The organism is Cytobacillus mangrovibacter (assembly GCF_042865275.1).
Classification (GTDB): domain Bacteria; phylum Bacillota; class Bacilli; order Bacillales; family Cytobacillaceae; genus Cytobacillus; species Cytobacillus mangrovibacter.
The window spans coordinates 190,829-217,524 of sequence record NZ_JBIACJ010000006.1 but is presented as its reverse complement, the minus strand read 5'-3'; the positions used below and the strand labels follow the sequence as shown (position 1 = coordinate 217,524).

20 protein-coding genes are annotated in these 26,696 nt (G+C 38.3%); 9 read left to right on the top strand and 11 right to left on the bottom strand.

The genetic code is table 11. The annotated features are described in order from the left end of the window. Positions 1 to 16 precede the first annotated feature (16 nt). A complete protein-coding gene (locus ACFYKT_RS12995; protein ID WP_389220112.1) occupies positions 17 to 1,693 on the top strand; it encodes a hypothetical protein in 1,677 nt (558 codons plus the stop codon). Between the two features lie 88 nt (positions 1,694 to 1,781). Here the strand turns inward: ACFYKT_RS12995 and ACFYKT_RS12990 are convergent, their stop codons facing one another. After that, entirely contained in the window at positions 1,782 to 2,687 is a 906-nt protein-coding gene (locus tag ACFYKT_RS12990) for a LysR family transcriptional regulator (protein ID WP_389220110.1), read from the bottom strand. A gap of 157 nt (positions 2,688 to 2,844) precedes the next feature. On the opposite strand from ACFYKT_RS12990, the gene gdhA reads away from it, so the two are divergent. After that, on the top strand, positions 2,845 to 4,227 hold the full coding sequence (gene gdhA, locus ACFYKT_RS12985) for an NADP-specific glutamate dehydrogenase (RefSeq protein ID WP_389220108.1): 1,383 nt from the start codon (positions 2,845 to 2,847) through the stop codon (positions 4,225 to 4,227). Between the two features lie 68 nt (positions 4,228 to 4,295). Here gdhA and ACFYKT_RS12980 read toward each other — a convergent pair whose 3' ends face one another. Beyond that, the gene (locus ACFYKT_RS12980; protein ID WP_389220106.1) at positions 4,296 to 6,050 is read right to left on the bottom strand and encodes a methyl-accepting chemotaxis protein; all 1,755 of its coding nucleotides are present in this window, start codon (positions 6,048 to 6,050) and stop codon (positions 4,296 to 4,298) included. A 177-nt stretch (positions 6,051 to 6,227) separates the two neighbouring features. After that, entirely contained in the window at positions 6,228 to 7,424 is a 1,197-nt protein-coding gene (locus tag ACFYKT_RS12975) for a class I SAM-dependent rRNA methyltransferase (RefSeq protein WP_389220104.1), read from the bottom strand. Between the two features lie 297 nt (positions 7,425 to 7,721). Here ACFYKT_RS12975 and putP point away from each other — a divergent pair, with 297 nt between their 5' ends. After that, complete coding sequence (gene putP / locus ACFYKT_RS12970; protein ID WP_389220102.1) at positions 7,722 to 9,203, top strand: sodium/proline symporter PutP; 1,482 nt, start codon at positions 7,722 to 7,724, stop codon at positions 9,201 to 9,203. 56 nt (positions 9,204 to 9,259) lie between these two features. On the opposite strand, the gene ACFYKT_RS12965 is transcribed toward putP, so the two are convergent. The 7 genes from ACFYKT_RS12965 to ACFYKT_RS12935 form a co-directional block, all read right to left on the bottom strand. Beyond that, entirely contained in the window at positions 9,260 to 10,126 is an 867-nt protein-coding gene (locus ACFYKT_RS12965; RefSeq protein ID WP_389220100.1) for a peptidylprolyl isomerase, read from the bottom strand. A gap of 270 nt (positions 10,127 to 10,396) precedes the next feature. Next, positions 10,397 to 11,596 carry a S1C family serine protease gene (locus ACFYKT_RS12960; RefSeq protein WP_389220098.1) on the bottom strand — a complete coding sequence of 400 codons (1,200 nt, stop codon included), beginning with the start codon at positions 11,594 to 11,596 and terminating at the stop codon, positions 10,397 to 10,399. 166 nt (positions 11,597 to 11,762) lie between these two features. Continuing rightward, positions 11,763 to 12,527 carry a MerR family transcriptional regulator gene (locus ACFYKT_RS12955; RefSeq protein ID WP_389220096.1) on the bottom strand — a complete coding sequence of 255 codons (765 nt, stop codon included), beginning with the start codon at positions 12,525 to 12,527 and terminating at the stop codon, positions 11,763 to 11,765. Between the two features lie 399 nt (positions 12,528 to 12,926). Beyond that, a complete protein-coding gene (locus ACFYKT_RS12950) occupies positions 12,927 to 14,357 on the bottom strand; it encodes a HAMP domain-containing sensor histidine kinase (RefSeq protein ID WP_389220094.1) in 1,431 nt (476 codons plus the stop codon). Then, the gene (locus ACFYKT_RS12945) at positions 14,341 to 15,021 is read right to left on the bottom strand and encodes a response regulator transcription factor (protein ID WP_389220092.1); all 681 of its coding nucleotides are present in this window, start codon (positions 15,019 to 15,021) and stop codon (positions 14,341 to 14,343) included. The genes ACFYKT_RS12950 and ACFYKT_RS12945 overlap by 17 nt, the downstream gene beginning before the upstream one ends. A gap of 211 nt (positions 15,022 to 15,232) precedes the next feature. After that, a complete protein-coding gene (locus ACFYKT_RS12940) occupies positions 15,233 to 16,168 on the bottom strand; it encodes a stalk domain-containing protein (protein ID WP_389220090.1) in 936 nt (311 codons plus the stop codon). Between the two features lie 92 nt (positions 16,169 to 16,260). Then, positions 16,261 to 16,866, bottom strand: coding sequence for a transglutaminase-like domain-containing protein (locus ACFYKT_RS12935; protein ID WP_389220088.1), 606 nt, complete (start codon positions 16,864 to 16,866; stop codon positions 16,261 to 16,263). Positions 16,867 to 17,109: 243 nt separating this feature from the next. Between ACFYKT_RS12935 and ACFYKT_RS12930 the strand changes: the two genes are divergently transcribed. The 4 genes from ACFYKT_RS12930 (at position 17,110) to ACFYKT_RS12915 (ending at position 21,256) form a co-directional block, all read left to right on the top strand. Then, entirely contained in the window at positions 17,110 to 17,640 is a 531-nt protein-coding gene (locus tag ACFYKT_RS12930; protein ID WP_389220086.1) for an RNA polymerase sigma factor, read from the top strand. Positions 17,641 to 17,663: 23 nt separating this feature from the next. Beyond that, on the top strand, positions 17,664 to 19,328 hold the full coding sequence (locus ACFYKT_RS12925) for a LolA family protein (protein ID WP_389220084.1): 1,665 nt from the start codon (positions 17,664 to 17,666) through the stop codon (positions 19,326 to 19,328). A 188-nt stretch (positions 19,329 to 19,516) separates the two neighbouring features. Continuing rightward, positions 19,517 to 19,897, top strand: a complete 381-nt coding sequence (locus tag ACFYKT_RS12920; protein WP_389220351.1) for a MerR family transcriptional regulator — start codon at positions 19,517 to 19,519, stop codon at positions 19,895 to 19,897. A 60-nt stretch (positions 19,898 to 19,957) separates the two neighbouring features. Beyond that, positions 19,958 to 21,256, top strand: coding sequence for a hemolysin family protein (locus tag ACFYKT_RS12915; RefSeq protein ID WP_389220082.1), 1,299 nt, complete (start codon positions 19,958 to 19,960; stop codon positions 21,254 to 21,256). 77 nt (positions 21,257 to 21,333) lie between these two features. Here ACFYKT_RS12915 and ACFYKT_RS12910 read toward each other — a convergent pair whose 3' ends face one another. Then, the gene (locus ACFYKT_RS12910) at positions 21,334 to 23,070 is read right to left on the bottom strand and encodes an ABC transporter ATP-binding protein (protein WP_389220080.1); all 1,737 of its coding nucleotides are present in this window, start codon (positions 23,068 to 23,070) and stop codon (positions 21,334 to 21,336) included. A 462-nt stretch (positions 23,071 to 23,532) separates the two neighbouring features. Between ACFYKT_RS12910 and ACFYKT_RS12905 the strand changes: the two genes are divergently transcribed. Together ACFYKT_RS12905 and ACFYKT_RS12900 are read left to right on the top strand one after the other, a co-directional pair. Further along, positions 23,533 to 24,984 carry an ABC transporter permease gene (locus ACFYKT_RS12905; RefSeq protein WP_389220078.1) on the top strand — a complete coding sequence of 484 codons (1,452 nt, stop codon included), beginning with the start codon at positions 23,533 to 23,535 and terminating at the stop codon, positions 24,982 to 24,984. A gap of 13 nt (positions 24,985 to 24,997) precedes the next feature. After that, the gene (locus ACFYKT_RS12900) at positions 24,998 to 26,512 is read left to right on the top strand and encodes an ABC transporter permease (RefSeq protein ID WP_389220076.1); all 1,515 of its coding nucleotides are present in this window, start codon (positions 24,998 to 25,000) and stop codon (positions 26,510 to 26,512) included. Positions 26,513 to 26,696 lie beyond the last annotated feature (184 nt).

Genomic DNA, 26,696 nt, shown 5'->3' with positions numbered 1-26,696 from the left:
TCAAAGGGGAGATTTTATGGGAAACATATTCTTATTTTCGCTTATTGTCGGTTTAGCTGCTGCTCTAGTACTTATACCTTTTTCAAAGGCTAAAAATAAAGAAGAAAAAAAGCAGCCAAAAGCAGGTATTCTTATTGCTTCCATTATCCTTTTAATACTGGCAGTGTTTGCCTTCTACTATTTAACGAATCTTGACAGGAACCTAACCTCTGTATGGGTATTAGCTATTATTACTACAGCTGCTGGGGCCCTATTTGCTTCAGGTAAAGAAAGAATAATTAAAGCTTTTTTATTCTTAGGAAGCCTCGCTGTTGCAATCATATTTCTTACTGCATTCCTCTTCAATGCGAATGAAAAATATGAAATTACAAAAATGACAGAAAAAATGGAGATTGAAACCTTTGACGAAAATGAAACACCGGCAAGTGTACCTCCTCAGTTTGCTAGGAATAAAATGAAAAAGGCATTTGGGCAAGTTCCAAATACAAGCTATTATGAGCTTGGACATTTACAAATTCAAAAGGTTAACGGGGAATATGTCTATATTGCACCTGTAGAATTTTCCGGCTTTTTCAAATGGTTGAACGGTGACGAGACGCCAGGCTACTTTACCATCAGTGCAACTGATTCATCAGCTAACCCTAAATTTATGAAGGCAGAAATGGTTTATACACCTTCATCCTATTTCAGTAAAAATATTGAACGCCAGATTCGGATGCAGTATCCTCAATATATTTTTTACGGGGACGTTCAATTAGAAATTGACGATGATGGAAAACCTCATTATATCCGTTCCTATGGAGAATTCATTTCTGCCCGTAATGGATTTGATGTAAAAGGAATCGTTGTTGTTGACCCTAAAAATGGTAAGACAAAGGATTATAAATTAGCAGATGTACCAGCATTTATTGACGGTGCCGTATCACCTGAAGTAGTCAGCTTGCAAAATAGCTACTTTGGTAATTACATCCATGGATTTTGGAATAGCAAATTTGGCAAAAAAGATGTAAGACTCCCATCTGATGAAGGAACAGAAGCAAATGTTAGCCCGATCTTTGATGAAAATGGTGAAATGTATTACTTCACTGATTTCACTAGTCCAAAAGAAGGGGTCGATTCCATGCTTGGGTACTCCTTAACAAACTCTAGAACTGGTGAAGCAACATACTATACGGGAAATCTTGAGGAATCCTACATGGATTCACAAGGTGCCCTGCAGATCATCGAAAAGAAATTTATTGAGAAAAAATGGGACGGAGAGATGCCTGTTCTCTACAATTTTTACGGAGAGGCCAGCTGGTTAACTCCTGTATTGGATGCGAACGGTTTTCTGCAGAATTACTTTATTGTTTCAGCAGCTAATCCAGAAATCTCTGTTTATGGTACGACACCAAATGAAGCGTTAAAACTATATAAAACGGCATTACAAAGAGGTGGAGGTACCGTTGACGGAAGCTCTAAGGCAGAGGAAAAGCAAATAAGCGGAACAGTAGTGAGAGTCTATAAGGAACGAGTCGGTGATTTCACAATCATTTCCTTCCTCCTAGACAACACTCAAAGTTATGTGATTTCTTCTGAAAACAACCCAATGGCAATCTATTTACAGGAAGGTGACCAAGTCAATGTGAAATACTTGGATACCGGTGAAGGATTCTTGCCTGCGAAGGAACTGACTATTAAAGGATTGCAATGATCCTTTTCAACCAAAAAAACACGATGAAGCCAAGCTTCCATCGTGTTTTTTCTGAATTGAACGATCTAGTTGCTGGGGCAGACACCGATTAGTTTTGGAAACTGCCCAGCCTATTGAAAAATTCATTTAAGAAAGCATGAAACAGTTTGGCGGTAGGCAGCATTTCTCGTTCTGTTGGAACAATGACACCAACTGTTCTAGTGACCCCGGGATCGATGACTGGGATTTTGACTGTCTGACGCGGGAGACTATCGATTAATGTAATCTCTGGAATTAATGTGATCCCTAGACCCGCTGAGACCAAACCTTTGATTGCATCAATATCCTCTCCCTCAAAAGATACATTTGGTTGAAAACCTTGCTGTTGACACGCATCCATAATAATGTCCCGAAGAATATAGCCTCCCGGAAACAAGACAAAGGAATCATCCCGCAGCTGGCTTAATTTCAAAGATTTATTATTTGCATACCTATGTCTATTCGGCAGCAAAGCAACAATCTTTTCGGTAAACAGGATATTTCCTTGCACCTTTTTTTCCTCTCTTGGTACTGGCCCAAGAAGAGCCATATCGATCTCACCCTTTATCACTCCATCGATTAGAGAGTGGTAAGAGCCCTGACGCAGCTGATATTTCACATCTGGATGCTCTCTACTAAATGCTGAAATAACCGTTGGTAATGTATAAGCAGCCAAACTACTTGGAAAACCAATGCGAATCGTTCCTTTTTCAGGATCTAAGTACTCGTCCACCTCTCTCTTCGCATTCTCAATGACAGTCATTGCATCTTCCATATGTTCAAGAAATATCTTTCCAATCGGTGTTAACCGGACATTTCTCCCTTCACGAAAGAATAAATCCACTCCCAGCTCTAACTCTAAATTAAAGATTTGTCTGCTAACTGCTGATTGTGCGACATGCAGAGCTGCTGCTGCCTCAGTTACATGCTCACGCTTCGCCACTTCCATAAAATATTGGATCTGTCGTAATTCCAACTAGCCCACCCCGCCCCATTCATCTAGTTACAGCATTAGTATTATCTATTATTCATATTGTTTAGATTATTTTTTCATTATAGAATTTACTTATAAGAAAATCCATCCATTTGAGTAAATATTCATTTTCAGCTTTAATTAGGGGGCTTGATCAAATATGCAAACATTAGAAGAAGTGAAAAATAATGAAACAAAAGCGGCATTAGATTATGTAAATGAAGTCTTCGAAGTAGTGAAATTACGTAATCCAAATGAATTCGAATTTCATCAGGCCGTGGAAGAAATATTTGATTCACTTGTTCCCGTTTTTTCCAAGCATCCAAAATATATGCATCAAGGAATCCTTGAAAGAATCGTAGAACCTGAGAGGTTGATTACCTTTCGTGTTCCTTGGACAGATGATAAAGGAAAAGTCCAGATAAACCGCGGGTTCAGAGTTCAGTACAATAGTGCCATTGGGCCTTATAAGGGCGGCATCCGCTTTCATCCTTCAGTTAATGCAAGCATCATTAAATTCCTCGGCTTTGAACAAATCTTCAAAAACTCGTTAACTGGCCAACCAATTGGAGGCGGAAAGGGCGGGGCTGATTTCAACCCAAAGGGAAAGTCTGATGGTGAAATCATGCGTTTTACACAAAGCTTCATGACTGAGCTCAGTAAATATATCGGACCTGATACCGATATCCCTGCTGGAGATATCGGTGTCGGCGCAAGAGAAATTGGCTATATGTTTGGGCAGTACAAGCGACTGCGTGGTGCTTATGAAGCAGGTGTACTAACAGGCAAAGGTATTGGCTATGGAGGAAGCTTAGGACGTACGGAAGCAACTGGCTATGGAACCGTATATTTTGTTGAAGAAATGTTAAAAGACAAAGGACTTAGCTTCAAGGGCAGCACTGTTATCGTCTCAGGTTCTGGAAATGTGTCAATCTATGCCATGGAAAAAGCAATGCAGTTAGGGGCAAAAGTCATTGCTTGCAGTGATTCAAATGGGTATGTCTATGATGAGAGCGGTATAAATCTCGAAACTGTCAAGCGGTTAAAAGAAGTTGAAGGAAAGCGCATATACGAGTACGTACTTGAACATCCCTTTGCTCAATACGTAGAAGGCTGCTCTGGAATCTGGTCCATTCCTTGTGATATTGCATTGCCGTGTGCCACCCAGAATGAAATCAATGATTGTTCAGCAAAAGTCCTTGTTGCAAATGGGGTAAAAGCTATTGGGGAAGGGGCAAATATGCCATCTACATTAGCAGCCATAAATGTGTTCTTAGAAAGTGATATTCTTTTTGCTCCAGCAAAAGCTGCAAATGCTGGAGGTGTGGCTGTCTCTTCATTGGAAATGGCACAGAATAGTGCAAGATTAGCCTGGTCATTTGAGGAAGTCGATGCAAAACTCCGTTCAATTATGACAAATATCTACCACAATAGCGTGAAAGCAGCAAAGGAGTACGGCTACCCAGACAATCTTGTTGTTGGCGCAAATATTGCAGGTTTTATCCGTGTAGCTGATGCCATGATTGTGCAAGGTGTCGTCTAACTAATCATTTCTTTAATAAGTTATGGGGGTACTGGCTAGCATGCAGTACCCTTTATATATGAAAGAAATTACTTCATTAATTCTTTCTCAACGTCCTGGATAGATTGGATCAATTGATTCAATACCTCATCGATCTCAACTAAAACCAAGTTTATTTCCTTCTTACGTCCTTTTTCCACTAATTCAGTTGTTCGTTTGATTAGTTGATAAAATCGTTGAAGCGGTTTTTCAATAGCTTTGAATGAGGGAATAGATTGAATCAATTGATTGTCTTTAAGAACAGAATACCAATTATCAAGCTGACAAGATTGACATTTATTCAATTGATTTTTATCCAAATGATGATAGCCCATCATTGCGTTATACACCCACCATCTCCACATCAAATGTTCGGTTTGAGCAACTCTCAGCAGTTGTAGCGGGGTTAATTCAGGTATGACGTTAATCATCTGATTCCTAAGCTGATTGACTTCCAAACTAACTTGATAAATAGATTCTCCTGTTAAATTCCCTTGTTCTTTTATCTTTTCAGTGTGCTGATAAACCACTCCAATACGAGCCATAATATCATGAGTTGCAGCAGACTGCTCCTCAGCAATAGCGGCAATGTTTGCTGTGGCACCTCCAACTTCATCCACTTGTTTCATAATGTAATCAAGGGTAGTAATTGCTTCTTTCGTTTGGGCAATCCTTCCTTGTAGTTGATTAGACATCTCCTCTACAATATTTCCAACTTGTTCAGATTCAGCTTGTATTTGTAAAATAGTTTCAGAGATTTTTTCGACAGATATTTTTGTTTGCTCCGCTAAATTTCTGACTTCGTCTGCAACAACCGCAAAGCCTCGTCCACTATCCCCCGCTCGTGCTGCTTCAATAGAAGCATTTAAAGCAAGTAAATTGGTCTCATTTGCTATCTTTTTTATAAAATCGGTAACCTGTGAAATATCATTTACTTCTTTTATTAATAAATCAATATTATCTTTTGTATTAATAAAATCATCTGCCATGATTAAAAATCCATTAAGTGAGCTCTCAATTACTTCCTGTCCTTTTCGAGCTTCACTAACCATTTGTTCCGTATTTTCCGAAACAGTAACGGCATTTTCTGCCACCTCAGTAACTGATCCAGCTAGTTCTTGTGCAGAGGCACTTACAGTCTCAGCCTCTAATCTAGTTGTTTCAACGTCCTCCATCAAACTATTTACCTTATCTGCACGAATAACATATTCGGTTACCTTATTAATACTTTCAACCATTTGGTAGTCATTTGCTTCTTGATATGCACTTAATACAATTAAACTATCAAAAGTAATCATTCGATTTAAAGCGAGAATAATATCCGATAATTCTTGAGGTGATTTATAAAACTTGGCTGTAATATAAGGAAGTAAATACTCATAAATTCGGACATAAGATCCGATAAACCATTCATCAGTAAGGCGGATTCTGCTATGAATTTGACCAATTTTTTTTCGATAATTAATATACTTTTCATCTAATGCCGGTTTTGTTAATTGTTTAAAGTATTTTGTAATAGCAGTCGTATATCGCTCCTGATTGGAAAATTGCATAAAGATATTCTTGATTTCGGGAATACTCATGATCATCTGATAATGTCGTTCTGCAATAATATGAGCATGTTCCTCCATAAGAGAATCAATTTTTTTAAGACTTTCTAAGTCTTTTTTAGTAAGTTGAATTAACTTCATTAGCTCCGGGATCTGGGCACCGCTTTCTTTTAGGGAAAAGTCAACACGGTTTTGGATGGGTTGGATATTGTCTGATGGAACTTTTGATTTAGCGGAAAATAACATTTGAAACATCACTTTGGCCCCTCTCAAAAAACTTCCTTTTAATATAGGATAGCTAATTGAGAATCATTTTTAATTGATCTAGATCAAGAAATAGCTTTCTTCAATCATAAAAAAAGAATGTGGAGCCTATTCATCATTCAAATAGGTCCCACATCCCATATTTCTACCTTAAATCTACCGCTAAAATTATGATAATTTCTTGATAATTACCACTTTAAGATAATTGCCTTCTTTAAATTCCTTCATAGTCTTAAAGTCCTCAGGCAAACTGAATTCTTCTAAGACCTTATATTTTCCTCCAGTGGCTTGAAAAGCCCTTTCGATAAATCCCTTGAATTTAGTCATATTAAACGTGCTGCAATTAGAAGATGCAACGATAACTCCATTTTTTTCTGTCAATTGTATTGCTTGTTCAAGTAGGGCTGGATAGTCTTTTCCCGCACTAAATGTATGCTTTTTGGATCGTGCAAAGCTTGGTGGGTCAAGAATAACCATATCAAATAATAATTGCTTACGGACCGCGTACTTGAAATAATTGAATACATCCTCCACGATGATGTCATGTGCTTCATAATCGATGCTATTTATGCTAAACTGCTCGATTGTCTTGCTCTTACTGCGATTAGCAAGATCTACACTTGTAGTCTTTATAGCACCACCCAATGCAGCTGCTACTGAGAATGCACCCGTATAAGAGAAGGTATTCAGCACCGTTTTCCCTTCTGCATACTTATCTCGAATGACTTTTCGTACATTTCGTTGATCCAAAAATACCCCAACCATCGCTCCATCATTCAAATACACCGCGAAGCTAATACCATTTTCTTTTACAATAAGAGGAAAACTCGCTTGCTCACCTGTTACAAAATCATCATCCTCTATATATGTACCTTTCACAGCAAAACGCTTCTTCTCATATATTCCCTTCGCATTCGTCACATGCATTAATGCTTGAACAATCCTATCCTTATAATGAAAAATCCCCTCACTATACCAGGTAATTAAATAATACCCATTGAAATAGTCAATCGTCAGACCGCCTATCCCATCCCCTTCCCCATTAAAAATGCGGAATGCAGTTGTTTCAGGGTCATTAAAAAATGTGTTACGCTTTTCAATTGCCTTTTTGATTTGCTTCTCAAAAAAGGCTTGATCGATAACTTCATGAAGATCCCTGCTTAAAATCCAGCCTCGCCCCTTATTTTGTTTCCCATAATAGCCCTTAGCTAGAAAGGCATTCCTTTCATCCACTAGGTCAATAATTGCTCCTTCTGAAATTGATTTAGGAAGCTGTACAATTGAATCCTCAGGAATGAGCGGATAACCCGCTTGGAAACTTTTCGTATATGTAGATTTCACCTTTATTGGAATGGCTTTATTCATCTCTTCACCCGATCATTATTTTATAGTAAAAAAACAGTTAATCATTTTATAATAGCAATTTTCAATGCCATAGTAAAAAATAATAATAGGCCAAATATATGTTTACACTGTGTAATAACTTATAACTTCGCATAATAAAACATTGACTCAGGCGGGAGGCCTTATGGATAGTATAAGTTAAAAATTACAATGTATTTTTATTAGTTTTGCTATCGCATTTTTCGACAATAGCTGTTAGAATATTTATAGTATTGATGCTATTATTTTTATTCTATTATAACAAAAGGAGGAAGTGAAATGTCTGATTCAGGGCTTCAATTAATCTCAATAGGCATTTACATGGTAGCAATGTTATTAATCGGCTGGTATGCCTATCGGAAAACGAGTAACTTAACTGATTACATGCTCGGCGGACGATCACTTGGACCTGCCGTTACTGCCTTAAGTGCAGGGGCAGCTGATATGAGCGGCTGGCTGTTAATGGGGTTACCAGGTGGAATTTATGTTAGTGGTCTAGCAGACGCTTGGATTGCTATTGGATTAACACTTGGTGCTTATGCGAACTGGTTCTTTGTTGCACCACGTTTACGAAGCTATACCCAAGTGGCAAACGACTCTATTACAATTCCTGGTTACTTAGAGAATCGTTTTAAGGATTCTACGAAATTATTAAGAATTGTATCTGGTATCGTTATTCTTGTTTTCTTTACTTTCTATGTTTCTTCAGGAATGGTATCTGGTGCAGTATTCTTCCAAAGTTCTTTTAATGTTAACTATCACCTTGGTCTTCTGATTGTTTCCGGGGTTGTTGTTGCCTATACCTTATTTGGCGGATTCCTAGCTGTTAGTTACACAGATTTCATTCAAGGTTTAATGATGCTAATTGCTTTAATTCTAGTACCAACATTAGCCCTTTCACATACTGGCGGCTTCAGTGGCACTTTTGAATCGATTCGAGCAATTGATCCTACATTGCTTGATTTCTTTAAAGGTACAACAACATTGGGGATCATTTCTGCGATGGCATGGGGACTTGGCTACTTTGGTCAGCCGCATATAATCGTTCGCTTTATGGCCATTTCATCGGTTAAAGAAACAAAAAGCGCTCGCCGCATTGGTATGGGCTGGATGATTTTCTCCTTAATAGGTGCAGTATTCATGGCTTTAATTGGACTTGCCTTTTTCCACCAGAATACTCAATATACATTAGATAATCCAGAAGCAGTTTTCCTTGTACTAGGACAAATCGTATTTCATCCATTATTTGCAGGGTTCTTATTAGCTGCAGTACTTGCTGCAATAATGAGCACAGTTTCTTCACAATTAATTGTTACTTCAAGTGCATTAACAGAGGATCTATACAAAACATTATTTAAGAAAAATGCTTCAGATAAAGAGCTTGTATTCTTTGGCCGGATGGCCGTTTTAGTAGTTGCAGTTGTAGCAGCATTACTAGCATTAGAGCAAGATAACACCATTTTAAGCCTTGTTGCTTATGCTTGGGCTGGATTTGGAGCTTCATTTGGTCCTGTTATTCTTCTAAGCTTATTCTGGAAGAAGATGACGAATTGGGGCGCACTTGTAGGGATGATTGCTGGTGCATTGACTGTTATCATTTGGAAGCAGGTTGGACTTGGCGACACGCTTTATGAAATCGTTCCTGGCTTTGCCATCAACCTAATTCTATCTGTAATCGTCAGCTTCATCACTTATCGTCACAATCCAACAATTGAGAAAGAATTTGACGAAAGTGTTCGATTACTGAAAAGTGAATCGTAATTAATTCATTAAAAAGATCAAGGAGAAAACCATTCTCCTTGATCTTTTTTTATATACTAGACTTCTAAAAAGTTTTCAATCTTATACTCTTCAAACTTCTCATCCAGCCATGTTGTATATTCGCTTTCCATCTTTGAATCAAATAATGCTGTTTGGATATCCTCTTTTACATCCTCAAATACAGCTTCTTTTGCTTCCTTTTTATCAGTCACCTTAATAATATGATACCCATGCTCTGTTTTGACTGGATCACTGATTTTCCCCACTTCTAAGGAAAAGGCAACATCTTCAAACTCTGACACCATTTCTCCACGTGCGAAATAGCCTAGTTCTCCGCCTGACCCACTATTGGATGCATCCGTTGAATATTCGGCAGCTAATTCACTGAAATCTTGCCCATCTTCAAGCTTTTTGCGAACCTCCTTCGCGATTGCCTCATCTTCCACTAGAATATGGCTTGCCTGAACCTGTTCAGCCTGTGCGTAACTATCTTTGTTTTCTTCGAAGTACTCTTTCATTTCCTCATCTGTAACAGCAATTCTTGGTTCAAGCAGTTTCTTTGTGACTAAGTAATTTTCGATGTTTTTTTCAACTGCGGACATTTCCACTCCACTGCTTGCAAGGATATCCTTGAAGGCGTCTTCTCCGCCGTAGGATTCCATATACGTGGTCATTTCTGCATCAAGTTCCTCTTCGCTTATTTTAATCTTTTCTTTTTTCTTTTCTTGGCTAATAATTTTTTCTGTTATTAGTGAATCCAATGCCTCTGATCCATATTGGGATACAAGCAGCTCATTTAATTCCTTTTCACTAATTTTTTCTCCGTTGACACTGGCTACACTTTTTTCCGACATGACAATAAATGATACTATTAGAGCAATGGCAACAATAGTAGATCCTGCTATCCAAATGATTCGCTTCATTCTTTTCTCCCTTTTATTCAAATTTATTAAATTTAGGCTGTTTACGCAGACATTGTTGCTACAATTTTTGGTAGAGGTTGATTTCCGCTACAGGATGCTCGCTTTCCGCGGGGTGGGCGGTGAGCCTCCTCGGCGCTAAAGCACCTGTGGGGTCTCACCTGTCCCACTTCTCCCGCAGGAGTCTCGCACCTTTCGCTCCAATCAACAAACTTTTTTGTCAACGAAAAACTTAATAAAAAACAACAATCATTTAAAACAGCCTAAACATATTTATTTATTACTCGTTAATGTCACTTCAACGGTTTCTAGCTTTCCTTGACGGTAAAATTCAATTTTCACCTTGTCACCTATCGAATATTTTGTGTATAGGTATTTACGTAAATCATTTGCATTGGTAATTTCATTTCCTCCTATTGAAACGAGGATATCTTCTTCTTGAAGCCCAGCTTTAGCAGCTGCTGAATTGGGATCAATATTTGAGATAATCGCTCCTTGTTTGACATTGCTAGGGATATTTTGCAAATAGAAGGAAGGAAGCTCCTCAAAGCTGGCTAGTCCAACACCTAAATACGGACGAATGACTTGCCCATTTTCAATCAGTTCGTTAATAATTGTTTGCACTTCATTGATTGGAATCGCAAACCCTAATCCCTCCACTCCACTTTCAGAGATCTTTAAACTATTAATTCCAACTAATTCACCTGATGCATTGATCAGTGCTCCTCCACTATTTCCTGGATTAATCGCTGCATCTGTTTGAATAACTTCTAAATCCCATTCCCCTGCTGATGTTGAAACAGCAATTGTTCGATCAACTGCGCTTACAATTCCTTGTGTAACGGTTCTAGATAAATCAAGTCCTAGTGGATTCCCAATTGCCAATACTTGGTCACCTGCCCGCAATAAGGAAGAATCCCCGAATGGCAATGTTTCCACATCCACCTCTCCGGAAATTTTCAAGACAGCAATATCTGTTAATGGATCTGTCCCAATTAATTCAGCCTTCACCTTTTTTCCATCATGCAAGGATACTTCTATTTCATTGGCATTCTCAATCACATGATTATTTGTGACAATATATGCTGAATCGCCTGTTTTTTTAAAGATGACACCCGATCCTGTACCACTATCTACAGCCTCACTCGTTTGATTAAATCGGTTGGTTTGCTGCTGTTTATTAACTATACCTACAATCGCCTTTGATGCCTGCTCAACCATATCTGCAATGGAGTTTGCAGATACTTGCTGAACATTCAGTTTAGCACTTGTTTCTGCCACGCTATTGTCTTCTGAGACAATCGCTTTTGGAGCATCCTCATTTGTATTTGGTAAGTATGGCAGGGCTGTGATTGTTAAAGCAGATCCAATCACTCCGGCCAAAACAGTTGAAATCACACCCTTTAATTTGGAGCTCTTCACCTGTTTCACTTCTGTTCGGCTTCCTTCATTAAATTGATTTTGCTCATTCATAATGAACCCTTCTTTCTCCTATATTTAAAAGTTTTTTAACCTTAGAATGATAGTTCAATTACTTTACAACTCATACTTTAATGGCCGAATGTGTCAGGAAGATGTCAAGAGGTATTTTCCACACAAAAAAGCGATTGGCTCTCTCCAATCGCTTTTTCGAATGCTATTATTTTTTCATACCCGTATAAATGTGGATGGCATCTCTTAAAAATTCCGCCGAACCTGGCTTTACCTTATCATAATAGGCAGTAAATCGTTCGTCATCCACATACATTTGTGCAAGACCCGCATGGGCTTCCTTGCTGTATTCATTCCAATAGAAGCATAACCATTGCTTATGCAAGTCTGCTGCCTTTTGCGCAATGTCGCTAGCAGGATCACCTAGTTCAAATGCTTCGGCTAACGTTTCGTGGACCTGCTTCTCAAGGCTCGTGACTTTTTCATAGTCCTCCTGAGACATGTTCAGCACTTTTGCATTTGACTTTTCTACTGTGTCCTTGCCATACTTTTCACGAATTTCTTTCCCATACTTCTTCTCATTTTCATCAATCATTTTTTTCTTAAATCCTTCAAACTTTTCTTTATCAGACATATTCATTCTCCCTTCTGTTAACGCAATTGTTTTATCTACATTCGCTATGAGTAAATCCAGTTGTTCCTTTTTTTCTAGAAGTTTTTCGCGATGCTCCCTAAGTGCCTTTGCCCCATCGAAGGAAGGCGCAGTGACGATATTTTTAATGCTGTCTAGATCAACACCTAACTCCCTATAGAATAAAATTTGCTGCAATCGATCGACTTCTGCTTGACCATAGATCCGATATCCTGATGAATTTATTCTTGCCGGCTTAAGAATATCAATTTCATCATAATACCTTAGGGTTCTCGCACTGACTCCTGCTAATTGAGCTAATTTCTGCACTGTATATTCCATTCGCTCACCTCCATGAATTAACGATACACCTTTACGCAACGTGAAGGTCAATCAGTTTTTTCTATTTTTTGAGGAATTAAAGAAGAATATTTTTAAAAATAGACTGTTTTCGTAAACATTGTTGCTTATCAAACGAATTCGTAGAAGTTGATTTCCGCTCCAGGTACTCCCTTTCCGCGGGGTGGGCGGTGAGCCTCCTCGGCGCTAAAGCGCCTGTGGGGTCTCACCTGTCCCACTTCTCCCGCTGGAGTCTCGTACCTTCCGCTCCAATCAACCAATACTTTTTGTGAATAATTTGCATTCTCTCAATTTACTCCAAAAACAATAATCCTTAAGAAGAGAGCCTTATATACAAAAATGCCCCTTCATATTATGCAGAGGCATTCGAGTGAAATATTGCTAATTTCTATTATTCAATATTGGCAAGATAATGCGAAATGTTGTTCCAGATGAAGAACTTTCTATTAATTTTAAATCCCCTCCAAGTGATTGTGCAATCATCTTGCTGAAGGGTAAACCTAGTCCAAGTCCTCTAATTTTATACTTTTTCCCTTCTCCTCTAAAAAATCGCTCGAAGATTAGGTCTTGTTCATCAGAAGGGATTCCGCTGCCTGAATCCTTAATATCAATTGTAAGATCGTTCTCTATCTCGGCAAGGGTTACATGAATTCTTCCCTTTTCTTCAATAGCATGTCTCGCATTATTTAATAGGTTCGTAATGATTTGCTGAAGTCGAATAGGATCAATTGATACAACTTGATCTTTCATTAGAGAAGTGAAGATTAATTCAATCCGTTCATCTTCCTGAGTAACTTCCCATTGATGAATAAAATCCTCCATAAACTCATTAATCGAACGATTTTCTTTATTAACTGGGATTGCATTCGCTGCAAATGAATTGAAGGCCAATAGATCCTCCACCATCTTTTTCATTTTTGTTGTTTCATTCAATGAAAGCGCCAAAAATTCCTTTGCGTCCTCACCTGTGACCACATCATCATTAAGTGCCTGCAATAACCCGCTAATAGAAGTCACTGGTGTTTTCAATTCATGTGTCACACCCGCTAGCAATTCTGTACGAAGAGATTCCAACTTTTGCAGACGGTTAGACATTTCCTTGAACGACTGGACTAGATCATATACCTCCTGCTCCTTCATATCCTCTGGAAGATCAATATTGTAATCGCCTGCCTGAACCTGTTTAGCAGCCCTTGCGACATCTTTAATTGGATTGGCTAGTCTTCGTGAGAGAAAATAAATAGCAGCCCAGCCTAGAAGAGCAAGACTAATGATCATGATTGCTAACTGGCGGTATTCTTGGTTTACACGGGTTAGATTTTCCTTCAATTCTATAATTACAACCCAGCCTAAAGTGAAGTCCTGTGTCACGATCGGTGCCTTTACTACATAAAAGTCCTGTCTAGTTTCTTCTAATGTTAGCTTCTGAACGTTTTCTTCATTTTCCAAAATAACACGGGGAAACTGGCGAAATACTTGCTTAGAAGATCGATTGCTCGAGAGAATCGTTCCAACCGTATCAACAATATAAATAGAAGGATCACTTTCGATATTCATAAATCGTCCGCGATCGGTAAGGGAGCCTGGAACATCCCCTTTAGAAATTGGACGCCCTTCACTGATATCAACAAATCGGTCGGCGATCTCCTCTGCCATCAGCTTGGTCATGTCCAATCGATTTTCTAGAGTGGTGTGACGAATCCAGAGAGCGGAAATAATTGCAATGACAACAAGCCCAATACAAAGTGTGATTAGATAACGACTCGTCCAATATCGCAGCAATGAGATTCGTTCATTATTTTTTATAGACACAAAATTGATACCCCAATCCTCGAAGTGTTTTAATTTCACCATCTGACTCAGGCCATTTATAAAGCGACTTTCTCAATCTCTTAATCGCTAAATCAACTGCCCGGTCACTCCCCTCATATTCCCATCCCCAAACGTGTTCAATCAGCTGATCCCTTGTAAATGTTTGATTCGGATTCTCTGCCAAAAATAGGAGCAAAGATAAGTCCCGCGGAGTCAGTTCAATCTCAACGTCATTAATCATTACCCGATGTGACTTGAGGTCAATTTGTAATTGCCCAAAATTCTTCACTGGTCCATCATTTGATTGCGAGCGTCTTAAAACCGCATTCACTCTCGCAACAACTTCATCTGCAATGAAAGGCTTAGAGATATAATCATCCGCCCCATCATTTAATCCGGTCAGACGGTAATTGATGTCACCTAGGGCGGTAAGCATAATGACCGGACAATCACTATTTTTGCGAATCTCTTTTAATATCGCCCAGCCATCCTTGCCTGGAAGCATCACATCTAATAGAACGAGTGCTGGTTTATTTGTATGAAATTTTTCAACAGCTTCATTCCCTTCAAAAGCCTGCACTGTTTTGAAATTCGCCTTTTGCAAATAAACCTTTAGCACTTGGCTAATCGGCAGTTCATCTTCCACAATTAATATTGTCTTCACAGATTTCATCTCCCCGCCACAAATAAAAGTGAAGTCATTTAGTTGAATTTATGATAACCCCTGAAGCAAGGAATTGTCTATTTAACCATTTCTATATAATAAAATGAATATAAGTCAGTAAGATGTCAACATTCAGCTTCAAACTTAACCAAAAAAAAAGACCGTCCGAAGACGATCTAATTTGTTCTAGTCTTATAGCGATCCATTTGTACTATTCATTCAATAATAGCTCAAGAATTTCTTCGGATACATAAATAGTCTGATTAATATTTACAGGCATTACTTCAAAAGATCTCAAGCTCCGATTAAGGCTGTAGCCCTTTTTGCCAATGAAGATTTGAATGGATTGGTTTTGTTTGACTAATTCTACACTGGCTGTTTTGCTCTGCCATTTCACTTTGTATCCTGCGTGCTCCGCTACCTTCCTAATTGGTAATAGCTTCATTCCATTTTTGATATAATAATCATCACCAACAAGCTCTTGTACTTGTTGAAATAATTTGTCCCTATTATCTAATGCAATGATCTTCTTTGGAGTTGTTTGTGCAGGAATGCTTTTAGTTGATATATCGTAAAAAACGATTAGCTCTTTTCCTTGAAGGGCTTCTTTCTTTATCTTCTCTCCTTGTTTGTTTAGAAGAATCGTCTCTTTTGCTATATTTAATTTAAGTTCATTATCAAGACTCGTATATTGATCATCAAACTTTGAAATCTTGACTTGTCCCTTTTCTTTCCCATTTACAACGATTATTTCAGGTGTAACTCTTGGTGGATAAATCATTACCATCGGTTTGTTTTTATCATAATAGGCACTAATATTTAATCCTTTGGCTAACTTGCCCTTTTCAATGCCCTCTGTTGTTTCACTATCAAATATGAGGACTTCATCAGATAGCGGGAAATGCATTTCTAACGAATCTTCTTGATTTTCAACAATCAGTGTAATGGATTCTTTATCCTTTTGCACCTCAGTAATAAGCCCAGAAAACTTCATAAAGTTAGTGGAGTCCACAGATTGAATCTCCTCCTGCCCAGTCAAACTTCCATGATTATTTTCTGTAGATTGTGCCTGTGCAAATGCTGAATTTGTACCTATCACTAATCCAGTGATTAAAGTAGCTGTTACAAGCGCTGATAGCCTTTTCATTTTTTTACCACCTTTAATTATTTAGTTTCATAGAAGTAGGCGTAAAAAAAATGAAAAAGTTACACACCATTAACAAGATTATCTGAAAAAAGTCAAATAGATTCTGGCCGTTTCAGGAATAGCTCCTTACAATCGGTAGAGTCCTTCATCGATTGAATCACTGTTTCTAATGGTCGGCTGTAAACATAAGGGTAATCAATTTCATCTAATTCCGTTCGAATGGGATAGGCAAGTTTTTCTTGGCTTATGCTAAATTCTGAATAAACACCAGCTTTATTCCCACGAGGATCCAAACGAAACCATCGTTCCATATCATCGAAATAAACAGCATTCAATCCATGCAAAGCATAACCAGATTCTCGTGTTCCCTTTCTTGTTACACGCTGATAACAAAATCCTGCGGGGATATTCATTCCTCTTAAAAAGGCAGCAAGCAAATGAGCTTTTGCAAAGCAGATCCCTTCTTTTCTCTCTAGGGTTTCGGATGCTGTAATGGTAATCGCCATACTTTCAATATCAAATGAATGCATGATTTCATCCCTTACAAACAAGAAAGCCCGTTCTGCACACTCACGTTTTGTTTCACTCAATTGCTGAAATTCATCAATCTTCATCTGAATCAGCGGATGCCGAAAATTGATCACATTTGTTTCTTCCAAATAGGCCTTTTGATCTTCTTCAGTAATAATCAATCGCATAAGAATCCCCCTAAAATGATTTTTGTTCATTATATATGGAGGGAATATTAATTTCTGTGATTTGCATCAAAACAATTGGTTGATAATGGGAGTTTAATACAGTTTCCTTTTCATGTAAGCTTTTCTAGCAAAAAATCAACCTTTACCCATTTATTGTTGTGAAAACAGCATTCATGTAACATTTCAATACGGTCAGACGTTTTTATTATTGTTAACAGCTTGGTATGGAAAGAAGGTGCGAAAATGATAAATGAAAATAAGAATGAAAAGGAATCGATGAATGATGAGCCTAAATCTATTGAAGAAATATGCACCTCAACATGGGAGCCTTTATACCGTTTCATCTACTATAAAGTTCAGAATCGAGAAGAAGCAGAGGATATTACTCAAGAAACCTATATGAAGGCAATCTCTTATTTACAAAAAGGAAGGATTAATCCTGACAAGTATATTGGTTTTTTAAAAACCGTCGCATTAAATGTCCTAAGAGATTTATGGCGCAAAAATAACCGTCGAGGAAAAAGGGTGAATATCGACGCGATCCATCCGAACGAGAATGCGATTGAAGATTCCACTGAAAATAGTACGCAACGGATATTAATTGAAGATGCACTCAATCAGCTTACTAAAGAGCAGCGAACGGTTATTGAGCTAAGAATTCTCAAAGGGTATTCAGTAGCTGAAACCGCAAAATTGATGAATAAAAAAGAAGTAAACGTTCGTGTGATGCAATATCGGGCGTTACAGCTTCTTGCAAATATCCTGCACACATAAATAGAAATGGAGGCATGAATAGCATGGATAACAAGGAAAAGGAATTATCCGATTATATCGATCGGCTCAATGCAGAACAAAACCCACATTCATATGAGAATCGAACAGATTCCGATGACTTAGATAAACTTTTTCAAACCGTACGCATGGTTCGCACTTTAAAAAGCCCGACAATGCCTGAAGCTGATTTTCAAAAGAAATTGACAGATTCTCTTGTAGACCAATCCCATCAGAAGAAACCTATAAGAAGTAGAAAGTGGCTATGGCTTCCAAGTATTGCAAGTGTTGCAGCCCTCTTCATTCTTATAATGAATACCCTCCTGCCATTAGGTGACACAAATATTGTTAATGCCATGGAAGAAGCATTTAATAATGTAGAAGCTTATCACGGAGCTCTTGAAATAATAGAAACAAACGCGAACGGGGAATCGTTCACACAAGCAAAATGGGAGGTATGGGCAAACCCAGATGGGCAGTATTATATTGAAGGCTTGGAAGGGATAAATAAAGGATTAATTACCGTAAACAATGGGGAGAAAAAGTGGCAAATTCAACCAATGGATAAAGAAGTGCATATTTTCCCTCCATTCCCTGATACAAATCGTTTTGTATTTGAGCTTGGGCAAGAAATTCAGAACGTGAAGAATGCACTATCCGTTAAAGAAATCGAAGAAGATACAGTTGCAGGAAGACAAGCTTCCATTTTAGAAGTAACTCCTCATGGGGGAAATCCATACAAAATTTGGGTTGATAAAGAAACAAAACTTCCATTACAAAAACAAACAGCTATGCATAATGCCAGACAGTATACTGTCACATATACTGAAATCGATTTTACCAAGAACATACCGGGTGATCTTACTTCTTATTATGTTCCTAAAGGATTTGAGACAATTGACTCTAACCCTGAACAATTAATCAATCATATTGATGAAATTCAAGATTCTATCGATTTTTCGCCAAAAATTCCTGATTCCCTTCCCACTGGATATGTCTTGGATAATCTAGCTTTCATCCCTAATGAGAAGCTTATTAAGCAATATTACAGCATACCGGATCATGACAAAAAGGTAATTGTTTTACAAAAGAAAACAACTGATGCACTTAATCCGCACCCAGCAGCCATTATCGCAAAAATGGAGAATGGGATAGCTGAAATTCAGTCCCCTGTTGAAAAAGATACTGGTATTCTTGGAGGGGGTGGCGTATATGAAGGTCAAACAGATCTCCACTCTATTCGCTGGCAGCAGGAAGGAAAAGAATTTGCTGTAGTTGGCAATGCATCACTCGATATCTTAGAAGCATTTGCAAAGGAGTTAACTAATGGAGCATTTGAAATGCCTACCCTAGAGAAAACAACTAAACCACAAGTAGATGTTCCTATTAATATGGCTGTTGAAGAAAATGACCAAAAAAGTGTTGATGCAGGAAGTTCCCCTTGGAAACTTGATCCTATTTTTGTTACCCAGATTTTTGTCAGTCTGAAAATCTCACCTGAAGGGATTACTGGTGACTATCCGATACAACTCAAAGATTTAAGCATATCTACTAACAACGGTGAAGAGGCCATTATAGAAGTAAGCAGTGAGCAAACCCCTATTAAGAGGGTATACCTCAAGCGTCTTGTGCGACAAGATTCTACTGGAATCTGGACAGTAATCGGCTATGACCCATCTGATAAAAAATAAGAAAAAGAACCCACCGAGATTCAAATTCTCCGTGGGTTTCTCTATGTATCCAAAAAACAGCTAAAAAATATGAAACTATTACCTTATTCATGCGTAATCATTGATAACAATCATAAGAGATTGTATAATCATATAACAACCATCACGTTACAGTTTGGGGTGTTTACGTTGGGACTGAGAAGTTAAGGATTGGAGAATTAGCTGATATAGCCAATATAACTAAGAGAACGATTGACCATTACACAAATCTCGGACTGTTAAAAGCAAAACGTTCTACTTCAAATTATCGTTACTATGATCATTCTTCCATTGAGCGCTTAAGCTTCATTGAACAATGCAAAAAAGAGGGCTTATCATTAGTTGAGATCAAAAAAATGTTACTAGAGAAGGACGCTGAAGAAATAGATGTACTAGAACTTAGACTAAAAATAAAAGGGTTAGAAAAAGACGTAACAGACGTTTTAGCCCATCTAGATAAAAGTGATCTAAAAAAAATAGAATTAGTTAAAAAGAATATTTCACATGAAAGTCTTTCACTAATACAAACATTACTTTTATTACTCAATTAAACAATTAATTTCGCGCAAAAATACTAGGAGGTGTACGTCTTACTACAGTAAGACTACTCGTTGACAACTATTAATTTACTATTCATTTTTGTATTAATCGCTTTAACAGCCTTTTTCGTGGCAACAGAATTCGCTATTGTAAAGGTACGTACATCAAGACTTGATCAATTAATTGCAGAAGGAAAAAAAGGCGCAGAAGCTGCAAAAAAAGTGGTAACCCATTTAGATGAATATTTATCTGCCTGTCAGCTAGGTATTACGGTGACAGCACTTGGTATAGGTTGGTTGGGTGAACCGACCATCGAAGCGTTGCTGCATCCATTATTTATACAATTAAATTTAAATGAATCTGTAACACATCTTTTATCTTTTGCTATTGCCTTTGCCCTCGTAACATTTCTGCACGTCGTTGTTGGGGAACTGGCACCTAAAACGTTTGCCATTCAAAAAGCAGAAAAGATTACCATTCTCTTTGCTGGTCCGATCATTTGGTTTTATCGCATTATGTATCCATTCATCTGGTTCTTAAACGGCTCTGCACGTGTACTAGTTGGGATCTTTGGTCTAAAACCTGCATCTGAACATGAAGTTGCTCACTCAGAAGAAGAATTGCGAATCTTATTATCTGAGAGCTATAAGAGTGGAGAAATAAATAAGAATGAATTAAAGTATGTAAACAATATTTTCGAATTTGATGAGAGAATTGCCAAAGAAATTATGGTGCCAAGGACGGAAATTGTTAGTATTTCCGTTAACGAAACGATTAGTGAAGTACTAAACATCGTTATGACTGAAAACTATACTCGATATCCTGTCATAGATGGTGACAAAGATAATATCCTTGGCTTTATGAATGTGAAGGAATTCTTATCTTCAAAGCTGATGGATAGAGACAATGATAATGAGTTGAAATTAGACTCATTTATTAACCCAATTATTCGTGTCATTGAAACCATACCAATCCATGACCTACTAGTCAAAATGCAAAAGGACAGAATCCATATTGCCATCCTAATGGATGAGTATGGCGGTACATCTGGGTTAGTGACTGTTGAAGATATTCTCGAAGAAATTGTTGGAGAAATTAGGGATGAATTCGATGAAGATGAAGTGCCCGATATCCGGAAATTAAAAGAAGATCATTTTATCCTAGACGCTAAATTACTAATTGGTGATGTCAACCATTTACTCGGTACATCGATATCTGACTTAGAAATTGATACGATTGGCGGTTGGTTTCTAACACAGGATATTGATGCAGTGATAGGAACAGAAATGGAAACAGAAGGATATGTTTTCAAAGTCCATGCAATCGATGGACACCATATTCAATATTTAGAAGTTAAAAAAGTGGATTAAACAAAAATCCGAGTGAACAAGTTAGTATATTGTTCACTCGGATTTTTTGCATAGAGCTTTTCTAAAGCTGACTTTTTCTATACTGGTACAGCCACCCAATGCCCCTTTGAAACCTCAACTAATTTAGAGCTTCGCAATTGATACTTATCTTCCTCCGTCTGTTCTTCCATTAATACCCTTTTCTTTAGTTTCTCAACTTTCGGATCAGGGATCGGGATGGCAGAAAGCAATGATTTCGTATACGCATGCTGTGGATTGGCATAAAGCTCTTCACTTTCAGCAAGCTCCACAATTTTCCCTGCATACATCACTGCCACACGGTCACTAATATGCTTAACCATCGAAAGATCATGCGCAATAAATAAGTAAGTCAGTCCAAGACGATGCTGTAAATCCTCTAAAAGCGTTACTACTTGCGATTGGATAGAAACATCGAGTGCTGACAGTGGTTCATCACATACAATGAATTTCGGTTCTACTGCAAGCGCACGGGCAATGCCAATTCGCTGGCGCTGACCGCCGGAAAACTCATGTGGGTAGCGTTCAGCATGAGATGCCTCAAGCCCAACCATTTCAAGCAATTCCTCCACTCTTCTCTTCCGCTCTTCCTTGCTGCTGCTTAGCTTATGGACATCTAAAGCTTGCCCGATAATATCCAATACTTTAAAACGCGGGTTAAGTGAAGCATAGGGATCCTGGAAAATCATCTGCATATGCCGGCGCATCATTTTCATCTCACTTTTCGATAACCGGTTAACAGGCATTCCTTGATATAATATATCCCCGCCTGTTGGCTCATGAAGCCGCAAAATTGCACGGCCTGTTGTTGACTTTCCGGAACCTGACTCACCGACAAGCCCAAGCGTTTCTCCTGCACGAATATGGAAGCTAATATCATCTACCGCCTTTAGCACATTCCCTTTCCCCATATCAAAATGCTGCCTTAATGATTTTACTTCAAGGAAAGGCCTGTTCAGATCTGTCCCTGGCAATATAAACGGAGCAGGCTTTTGCTTCTTCTTCTCATCAAGACGCGGCAATGCACGCAAAAGCTTCATTGTATATGGATGCTTTGGGCTTTCAAAGATCTCTTCCGTTGTTCCAGTTTCGACAATTTCGCCTTTCTTCATGACTGCTACCCGATCACACATGCCGGCTACCACACCAAGATCATGCGTAATTAAGATGATAGAAGTGCCGAAGCGTTCCTGCATATCCTTCATTAAATTCAGGATTTGTGCTTGAATGGTCACATCAAGTGCTGTCGTCGGTTCATCCGCAATAAGGAGGGTAGGACGGCAAGCAAGTGCAATCGCAATCATCACCCGCTGTCTCATACCCCCTGAGAATTCATGCGGATATTGATGATAGCGCACTTCACTGTTACGAATCCCAACAAGCTTTAGAATGTCAATGGCTTGCTTTTTCGCTTCTTTCTTAGACAGCTTTTGATGCTTCATTAAGCTTTCAGCTATTTGCTTGCCGATTCGGATTGTCGGATTAAGAGAGGTCATTGGGTCCTGAAAAATCATCCCAATATCACGGCCGCGAATTCCCTCCATCTCATTCTCTGTTTTATCAGCAAGATTATCACCGAGGAAAGTAATTTCCCCTTCTTTCAAATAGGAAGGAGGAGATGGAAGAAGGCGCATAATTGAACGTGCCGTTACACTTTTCCCGCTGCCTGATTCTCCGACTATTCCTAAAGTCTCTCCCTTTTTCACTTCAAAGCTTACTCCTCGAACAGCCTCAAACTCATGATCACGAGAAAGAAAGGATACCCGCAAATCTTTCACCTGTAAAATAGTCTCCAAAACTCACACCTGCCAATTAAATTAATTTATATAGATAAATATTTTCTTAAAGATTGTTGTTTTGAATAGATTGTGTAAATGAAAACTGTCGATACAAATACAAAAAAGCTTGGTTGATTGGAGCGGAAGGTGCGAGACTCCAGCGGGAGGAGTGGGACAGGTGAGACCCCACAGGTGCTTTTGCACCGAGGAGGCTCACCGCCCACCCCGCGGAAAGCGAGTACCTGGAGCGCAAATCAACCTCTACTAACTATGTGTTAATTAGCAATAATATTTGCGAAAACAGCCATATAAATAAATGAAATTCATCATTCATATATTCTAAAAAAAAGCTTAGTAAAATATATTATAAAAAACTTTGAATTAAAACTACTTATTGACTTTTCTATAATCCTAGAAATAAAATATACTATACAGGTCGGAATAATGCAATTTAAATTGAAAGGAGGAAATTAATAGCTTATGGATGCAGTGAATACGAGCCATTCACATAAGAGGCTCAATCTATCAGCAATCATTTGCCAGTCATATAGCAAGATACAGCGGCATCCATCCTATAAATATTTGATTTTACTATTAGGATTACCAGTTCATCTGATTGTCTTGTTAGTCTATCTTTCTAAGAAAAAGAATGATTCTTACACTTCTATACTTATAGAAATGAAGAAAGCCCTACTTCTATCTGGATATAAAGAAGAACTGGTGCTGGAATATAAAGAGCAAATCGTACGTAAGCAGGCTTTTTTTGGTGAAAAGGCAAACGAAAAGGATTCAGACAAATTAGCAGAGCAATGGGCAGAGGAGCAGTTCCAGAAAACACTAGTCGAAAAGACGAAGTTGAAGCTTGAGCAGCTAGGCGAGAATAGAATTACATTTGAAGATACCTTTCAATCTCTTGTTTCACACCCGCTTTTCTTAGTCATTACCTTTATCCCTGGATTGCCTATGTATTTAATTATTCTTTTGTATAGCAATGCCTATCTTAAATACATTTTCGATCGGCTGATTATGAGTCTATTTGTTATTATCGGGGTTGTCTTTCTAGTATTTACGATCTTGCATTTGTCGCCTTTTAATCCTGCAGCAAACATTCTTGGCGAAACAGCAACGAAAGAGCAGATTGCTGCCTTTAATCATTTGCATGGTCTGGATCAGTCTTATTTTTCTCAATTGTGGAATGCGTTGAAAGGAATTGCGACATTTGATCTCGGCACATCTTTTACAGGCAATGAAGATGTTGCTTCAAGTATCGCAAGGAAATTTCCAATCACGCTGACCCTTGCAGTGATTTCACTCGTTATGGCTATCTTCATTGCCATCCCAGTAGGAATTATTTCTGCAACAAAGCCAAATTCGTTTTTAGATTACACATTTATGTTTATCGCGCTTATTGGATTATCCATACCAAACTTTTGGCAGGGGCTTATCTTTATCTTAAACTTCTCGATTAAACTAAAATGGCTTCCAGCAACCTTTAGTCCCGAAAACTGGTTATCTATCATTATGCCTGCAGTTGTATTAGGGACGGCTTTAACAGCATCGATTGCTCGAATGATGCGTTCATCCACACTTGAAGTGATTAATGAGGATTATATTATCACCGCAAAAGCGAAAGGCCTCAGTCAGCAACAGGTTCTTTGGAAACATGCGGTTGGAAATGCGATGATTCCTGTCATCACCGTCATTGGACTATTATTCGGAGGGATGCTAGGCGGTGCAGCTGTGACCGAAAAGGTCTTTAATATTAGCGGGATCGGGAGTTACATCGTAGATAAACAATTTATACCTGATATTCCTAGTATTTTGGGCGGAGTTGTCTATATTGCCATTACAATTTCTTTAGTCAATTTATTCATTGATATCTTGTATGCGTTCTTTGATCCTCGCATCCGTTCAAAAATGAAACAATATTAAAGCAGGTGGAATGATGTCCAAGATAAGAGAAATACCTAGTTATCAAAAAAAGCACGCTCTGAAATTATCATCAGAATACATGCAAGCAAGCTTTACTTCTATTGTGTCACTCCTACTCACAGTGATTCTATTGCTATCTAGCTATCAATTTTCAACACAAACGGTGAAGCCCTATGTGTTCGGTGCTTTCATTGCCTATGCACTTTTTACTTGTATACAATTTGTCATCACCTTTTTAATAAAAAGAGACCTTCAACAATTGGGCTATCTGCGATCTGGAACAAGAAAATGGGGATATATTCAGCTGCTAAGTATAGTAACAGGGAATATCTTCATTGTGACCGCTGCAGCACAGTTAATTAAATCAAAAAAGACAATGGAGTACACGATTGTCATATACATGCTAATCACTCAAATTTTTATTATTGGCGTTTCAGCCCTTAATTTGTTTAAGCCCTATGTAGCAGATACATTTCTTTTAGGCATGTTCGGTCTAATCGGAATTTTCATTTTCCAACTGATCGTCCTTATTCTAGTGATCAAATATTTTACTGAAGGAAATCCTGTCCCACGCCAAATGTTGTATATCGCGGTCCCGCTTATACTGACTGCTGTAACTGGAAACCTCTTTGCTCTGTTGCTTGGCTGGAATTTGATTAGCAAAATCCGGAATAGCAATAAAGAAAGTACAGGAAAATGGATCATTATTTGGGAGAAAATCACGAGGAACACAACATCTATGCTCAGTCTATTTTTTATTGTTTTTGTGTTTTCCATTTCTGTGTGCAGCTATTTAACCTTTGACTACTCAATGGCAGTCGAAAACAATTATAGTGCAACTCTTCAGTCTCCTAGTCTTGCCTATCCGCTTGGAACCGATAATTTCGGAAGAGATTTATTTTCAAGGATCGTCTTTGGTGCACGAATTTCACTTATTGTAGGGGTGATATCGACGGCGATTCCATTCATTATTGGGGGTACCCTTGGAGCAATATCCGGTTATTATGGTCAGCGTACAGATAATATCATTATGCGCTTGCTTGATGTTTTGTACGCTATTCCAGGGATTCTATTAGCAATCGTTATTATCGCTGCTTTCGGATCAAACACAGTCACCTTAATTCTTGCACTAAGTGTTGGGTCAATCCCAACTTATGCAAGAACCATGCGCGCAAATGTGCTCATGGTTTCAAACTATGAATATGTTGATTCCGCCCGTGCACTTGGCACGAGTACGTTTTCGATCATTTTTAAGCATATTGTCCCAAATTCAATGGCACCAATGATCGTGAAATCTACTCTGACTATTGGAAGTGCGGTCATTGCAACAAGCAGCTTAAGCTATCTCGGGCTTGGAATTGAGCCGCACATACCTGAATGGGGCAACATTTTAAAAATTGGCAGTACCTATCTTGAGTCCCATTCCTATCTTGCAATTTATCCGGGGCTTGCCATCATTGCACTCGTCCTCTCTTTTAACTTTTTAGGAGATGGATTAAGAGATGCACTTGATCCGAAAATGGACTAAATCAAAATGATTGAAAACGAAATCATTTACTAGGCTTTTAAAAATAAAGGCTCTTTTCTAATAGATTGTTGTTTTTGAATAAATTTTCTATTACTCAAAAGGACTAGTTGATTGGAGCGGAAGGTTGCGAGACTCCTGTGGGAGTAGTGGGACAGGTGAGACCCCGCAGGCGCTTTAGCGCTGA

Bases quoted from the DNA above. Each gene is read 5' to 3' on its own strand.
- ACFYKT_RS12995 (WP_389220112.1), top strand. From the start codon at position 17: ATGGGAAACATATTCTTATTTTCGCTTATTGTCGGTTTAGCTGCTGCT.
- gdhA (WP_389220108.1), top strand. From the start codon at position 2,845: ATGCAAACATTAGAAGAAGTGAAAAATAATGAAACAAAAGCGGCATTA.
- ACFYKT_RS12980 (WP_389220106.1), bottom strand. From the start codon at position 6,050: ATGTTTCAAATGTTATTTTCCGCTAAATCAAAAGTTCCATCAGACAAT.
- ACFYKT_RS12975 (WP_389220104.1), bottom strand. From the start codon at position 7,424: ATGAATAAAGCCATTCCAATAAAGGTGAAATCTACATATACGAAAAGT.
- putP (WP_389220102.1), top strand. From the start codon at position 7,722: ATGTCTGATTCAGGGCTTCAATTAATCTCAATAGGCATTTACATGGTA.
- ACFYKT_RS12965 (WP_389220100.1), bottom strand. From the start codon at position 10,126: ATGAAGCGAATCATTTGGATAGCAGGATCTACTATTGTTGCCATTGCT.
- ACFYKT_RS12960 (WP_389220098.1), bottom strand. From the start codon at position 11,596: ATGAATGAGCAAAATCAATTTAATGAAGGAAGCCGAACAGAAGTGAAA.
- ACFYKT_RS12955 (WP_389220096.1), bottom strand. From the start codon at position 12,527: ATGGAATATACAGTGCAGAAATTAGCTCAATTAGCAGGAGTCAGTGCG.
- ACFYKT_RS12940 (WP_389220090.1), bottom strand. From the start codon at position 16,168: ATGAAAAGGCTATCAGCGCTTGTAACAGCTACTTTAATCACTGGATTA.
- ACFYKT_RS12935 (WP_389220088.1), bottom strand. From the start codon at position 16,866: ATGCGATTGATTATTACTGAAGAAGATCAAAAGGCCTATTTGGAAGAA.
- ACFYKT_RS12930 (WP_389220086.1), top strand. From the start codon at position 17,110: ATGATAAATGAAAATAAGAATGAAAAGGAATCGATGAATGATGAGCCT.
- ACFYKT_RS12925 (WP_389220084.1), top strand. From the start codon at position 17,664: ATGGATAACAAGGAAAAGGAATTATCCGATTATATCGATCGGCTCAAT.
- ACFYKT_RS12905 (WP_389220078.1), top strand. From the start codon at position 23,533: ATGGATGCAGTGAATACGAGCCATTCACATAAGAGGCTCAATCTATCA.
- ACFYKT_RS12900 (WP_389220076.1), top strand. From the start codon at position 24,998: ATGTCCAAGATAAGAGAAATACCTAGTTATCAAAAAAAGCACGCTCTG.